Here is a 2,754-nt window from a genome sequence, read left to right as displayed (position 1 = left end):
TGCCACCAAATTAATTAAATCATTTCGATATATGAATAAAAAAGCCATTAAACTGATAATGCTACTTGGCCTTTTTTCCTGTTGCACATCAGATGGCAACAAGGAGAATAGCGAATTGGAGTGTACTGTTGAAATCAGGAATAAGGATTTGGTTGAGGCGATAACCGATTATCAGGATTTCCTTTATAAAGATAATAAGAAATATATCGAACAAGGGGATTCTATCTATGTGGGAATTGCCTCTAAAGATATCAACGATAGTATTTATCGGTATGTCGTATTCCCTGTGTATGATATAAGCGATATAAAATATCATGCACCATTTGACCTGTGTAAGGTGAATGGTCATTATGTGATATTCTCGCATGATAATGCACATCCCATCTTTCCTATAGAAAGAAGATTCTGCAGGATCACGGATTCTGCAGTCCAGGAATATGCCAAGTTGCTGTTCCCAAAGGAATATGAAATGTTAAACAAGAAGGAAAGACATGTGATTAGACTGTATGAGCCTAAAAATTGCTATCTAACATTCTTTGGTGATAGTCTGATAGACAAGACTAATAAACAAGGAATGATAAGAGATGCAATCCCCATCATGCTGAATGGCGAGGAGGTGTATTTATAAAAGATATGCCACGGGACTGGCATTGAAGTGAACCCAGACAGTCCCTTGGCATCATGTTTGGTCTCAATATTCATGGTCACGTCATTTCCAAAAAGATTAGTATATATGAGAAAGTTTTTTTATATATTTATTGTATTGTTGTTATGCGGATGTCACGACTCATATTTTGAATTAGGTGACTCTTACATTTATGAAAACGGACGTATTGACAAGTTAATGGAAAAAGGTACTATAACTATACTAGTACCTGATCAAGTTCTTAATTATGAATTTGATGATAATTTTATAATAGCATATCAAAAACCAGATAGTACATATTATCGTGAGTATTATATCGACACATATAAGGAATATTCAGATTCCACTATACATTCTCAAGACGCGACAGATAGTCTGAAGACGCTCTTGGACAAAATGCTTAGCATACAAGATTGCTATTGGATTATTCGCAAGCAGGATGCCAAAGTATTTGGTCCAATGGCTGAGTCTGACTTTAATCGGATGTGCAAGGAACTAAATGTTTCTGTCAAAATGGATAAAAAATACGAATCCCAGTTTTTAAAGACCAAGTAAACAAGGGGGCAGAATGTCCCTTTGGTCTGGTGAATTAAAATAAACCATAAATATGACGAGACAATTAAGCATGAAGAGAGGAACAGGTATTTCGTTTGGTGTAATACAAAAGTTATAGAGATGAAAATGATCACAAGAACCGACACCTTGCTCCTCAACTCCGACTTTTTGATTAATTATATTTTTTCTTAAAAGTTTGGAACTTTCGGAAATTATCTTTATCTTTGCAGCAATATAAACAATCATAAAGATATGAGCAAGTATGAGATACCCTTCTTGACGGCATGCATTCATGCTTTTGGAAAACGGTTTGCTATGACTAGGCAAGCTGCTTTCCAATATCTTCATAAGCATAAAGGGCTTTCATTCCTAATTGAATTTTATGATGTGGAACATCTGCAGTCTATGGATGAGACTATTGATGACTTGCTTATCATCTGTCAAAAGAATGGAGGAACGTTGTCATGATACTTTATCATGGTACAAATGTAGATATTGAGGTGATAGATCTTGCTAAGGGCTTGCAGTATAAGGACTTTGGCAAAGGGTTCTATCTTACGCCCGATAGAAATACAGCAATCCGTATGGCGCAAAAAAAAGCTCGTCTTTTTGGTGGTACACCAACTCTGATTACTTATGAGTTTGATGATACAGCTATGAAGTCAAACTTGAAAGTCAAGGTCTTTCCGGAGAAAGCTACTACAGAATGGTTCTTGTTTGTGGATGCTAACCGCAATAGAAAGAATACTAAGACAATACATGATTTCGATGTTGTTATTGGGCCAATTGCTGATGATGGTGTGGTTCTGCAAATTACAAACTATCATGAGGGTATTTATTCTCCGGAAGAGGCTGCTAAGTTGCTTCAGGACAAGTATCTTGACCAGCAGTACTATTTGGGGACGGAACAGGCCTTAGCTTTTCTCAGGAAAATAAAAGTTGAAAGCGTATGAATCAGCCAACACATAATCAAATGGCTACTTACCTGACTAATTATGCTTTGAGCGAATTGGTTAAGTATGTGATAGAAGATACAGGCTGCTCTATAGAACAAGCGATGGAACGTGTATATAATTCTCCTTTAATTGAAATGTTGCAAGATGAAGAAGGTGAATTGTATGTGCAAAGCCCTGCCTATTTGTATGAACTTATGAATAAAATGTAATTTATAGGTTGTGTTCAGAGAGATCATGGACTGGAGAAGGTGAGAATCAACAAATCATCTATTCCTTAGGTACTTTTCAAAAAAAGCAAATTGCAGCGACGCCACTTGAGAGTACGCTGCCCTCCAACTGGTTTAGAAAAGCCTTGTTCAGGCGCTAATATGCTTTTGACGAATTTTGACGAATTATTTCTGTAACTTGCTGTCTTATAGAGTTTTTTGACGCTTTGTAAGGCTTGGTTTCTGGATATTCTGACGAAAAAAAGCTATTTCATTTTTGGCGTTTTAATGATATTTCTCTACCTTTGCCACCAAATTAATTAAATCATTTCGATATATGAATAAAAAAGCCATTAAACTGATAATGCTACTTGGCCTTTTTTCCTGTTGC

6 protein-coding genes are annotated in these 2,754 nt (G+C 36.1%); 5 read left to right on the top strand and 1 reads right to left on the bottom strand.

From position 1 onward, the window contains the following. Together T495_RS0101010 and T495_RS0101005 are read left to right on the top strand one after the other, a co-directional pair. Nucleotides 1–628 (top strand): hypothetical protein (locus T495_RS0101010; protein WP_231495027.1); only part of this gene is annotated, 628 nt, incomplete at its 5' end. Nucleotides 629–733: 105 nt separating this feature from the next. Continuing rightward, nucleotides 734–1,201: a DUF3997 domain-containing protein gene (locus T495_RS0101005; RefSeq protein WP_197020316.1), complete on the top strand. Its 468-nt coding sequence runs from the start codon at nt 734–736 to the stop codon at nt 1,199–1,201. Here T495_RS0101005 and T495_RS16000 read toward each other — a convergent pair. After that, the gene (locus T495_RS16000) at nt 1,187–1,549 is read right to left on the bottom strand and encodes a hypothetical protein (RefSeq protein WP_197018825.1); all 363 of its coding nucleotides are present in this window, start codon (nt 1,547–1,549) and stop codon (nt 1,187–1,189) included. The genes T495_RS0101005 and T495_RS16000 overlap by 15 nt on opposite strands. Here T495_RS16000 and T495_RS0101000 point away from each other — a divergent pair. The 3 genes from T495_RS0101000 to T495_RS0100990 are packed head-to-tail and all read left to right on the top strand — an operon-like array spanning nt 1,454 to nt 2,366. Next, on the top strand, nt 1,454–1,669 hold the full coding sequence (locus T495_RS0101000) for a DUF3791 domain-containing protein (protein ID WP_028903307.1): 216 nt from the start codon (nt 1,454–1,456) through the stop codon (nt 1,667–1,669). The genes T495_RS16000 and T495_RS0101000 overlap by 96 nt on opposite strands. Then, nucleotides 1,666–2,154: a DUF3990 domain-containing protein gene (locus T495_RS0100995; RefSeq protein WP_033147303.1), complete on the top strand. Its 489-nt coding sequence runs from the start codon at nt 1,666–1,668 to the stop codon at nt 2,152–2,154. The genes T495_RS0101000 and T495_RS0100995 overlap by 4 nt, the downstream gene beginning before the upstream one ends. Continuing rightward, nucleotides 2,151–2,366, top strand: coding sequence for a hypothetical protein (locus T495_RS0100990; protein WP_033147302.1), 216 nt, complete (start codon nt 2,151–2,153; stop codon nt 2,364–2,366). Before T495_RS0100995 ends, T495_RS0100990 begins: the two co-directional genes overlap by 4 nt. The last annotated feature ends 388 nt before the right edge of the window (nt 2,367–2,754 follow it).

This window comes from Prevotella sp. P6B1 (assembly GCF_000702825.1).
Taxonomy (GTDB): domain Bacteria; phylum Bacteroidota; class Bacteroidia; order Bacteroidales; family Bacteroidaceae; genus Prevotella.
The sequence above is the reverse complement of the archived record's forward strand: the minus strand, read 5'-3'. Positions and strand labels throughout refer to the sequence as shown.